Genomic DNA, 1,511 nt, shown 5'->3' with positions numbered 1-1,511 from the left:
TGTATCCAGTCGTACAGTGACTGCATTAACGGGATAGTTTTCTCTATTACGGACCGCCAATCGCTCCTCTGCCGGGCTGCCGCGTATCTCCGCCTTGATGGCATACATCACTGATGCGCTTCAGCGCTTCGGTGATGATGTCGGTCGGCGTGCGGGTATTAACATCGTGGATTTTCCGGCGGGCATGCGCCATGCAGGCCGCTTCAGTGATGCGCCCGTCTTCGTACAGCGCATTGTAGCCACCGTACGCGTCCGCCTGCAGGATACCGCCGTATTCGGCAAGGTGCCGCTGTGGATGGACTCCCTTGCGGTCCGGTGAGTACGCGAACCACACACCGCAGCCGGCAGCTGCGAACCCGCGTTGTGGTCGTCCCTCACGTACATCCACAGCCAGGCCGTGCGCGTCTTTTCGCTGCCCGGCTCCTGCACCGGTACCGGGATGTCGTCGGTGTGCACCTTGCCCGGCATCAGCACGTACTGGTGCAGCAGGTCATAAAACGGATCCTGATATAACCCCCTGAAACACCAGATAGTAGCTGTATCTTGAGATAAGAGATAGGCTTGAATATATGTTTAACACTAACGCCAACTTTGAGATAACCGGGATCCTTTTAGGGGAAGAAGTCCGTAAGCGTAAGACTTCTCAGGAGAAGATCGCCATTATCCAGCAGACGATGGAGCCGGGCATGAATGTTTCCCATGTTGCTGGCCTGTACGGTATTCAGCCCAGCCTGCTGTTCAAGTGGAAGAAGCAATATCAGGAAAGCAGCCTCACCGCCATTGCTGCCGGAGAAGAAGTTGTGCCAGCCTCTGAACTCACAGCAGCGCTGAAGCAGGTTCGGGAGCTCCAGCGCCTTCTGAGCAAGAAGACGATGGAGGTTGATATCCTGAAAGAAGCCGTGGAGTACGACCAGTCAAGAAACTGGATAGCGCACGCGCCCTTGTTGCCAAAGGACGGGGAATAGTACTGGTCAGCCGTGCCATGAGCGTGTCGCGTACGCAGCCATCCCATCCCTGCGGGTTAAGCGTCCAGTTGACTGGCAGGACAGCCGCTGTAACCGGCGTAATAACGAAGCAGACGCTGAAATACTGTCGGACATCCTCGACATCATCAGTGATATGTCCAGCTAGGGCTATCGACGGGTGTGGGGCATCCTGCGTGCGTATTCCGCTTTGATCGATCACAGATTGGCATTGAAGTTCGATCACTGTTTCGCATCTGTTCGATCAGCTGGGATGCGCTAACTTTCTCTGCTGCTTTTTAACCTGGTTTTTTCTCGCTTTCTACTGCCAGATTACATTTCCTCATCGATTTTCCTTGAAGCACCAGCCTGTGTGTAGTGGTCAACTAATACTGGCCACAGCATTAGACTGTAAGTAGTACAGCCGCTCAGATTCGTTGGGCGTCAGACTGCCGTTATACCAGTGGGGCCTGATAGCGCTGTAATATCCCGTTATATAGCGGATTATCGCGCCCTGGGCTTCGCTGAAGCTGTTATAGCCCTTCGTCG

General features: G+C 54.4%; 3 pseudogenes. 1 reads left to right on the top strand and 2 read right to left on the bottom strand.

Annotated features, from left to right (window positions below):
• Nucleotides 1-504 (bottom strand): annotated as a pseudogene (locus BBW68_RS15195) (IS66 family transposase); the annotation flags it as partial.
• 92 nt (nt 505-596) lie between these two features.
• Between BBW68_RS15195 and BBW68_RS15190 the strand changes: the two are divergent.
• Nucleotides 597-1,128, top strand: a pseudogene (locus BBW68_RS15190) (transposase); the annotation flags it as partial.
• 216 nt (nt 1,129-1,344) lie between these two features.
• Here the strand turns inward: BBW68_RS15190 and BBW68_RS19300 are convergent.
• A pseudogene (locus tag BBW68_RS19300) lies at nt 1,345-1,511 on the bottom strand (IS3 family transposase); the annotation flags it as partial.

Source organism: Candidatus Erwinia dacicola (genome assembly GCF_001756855.1).
GTDB classification, from domain to species: Bacteria; Pseudomonadota; Gammaproteobacteria; order Enterobacterales; family Enterobacteriaceae; genus Erwinia; species Erwinia dacicola.
Note: the sequence above shows the minus strand (reverse complement) of the source record. Positions and strands in the feature narration are given on the sequence as shown.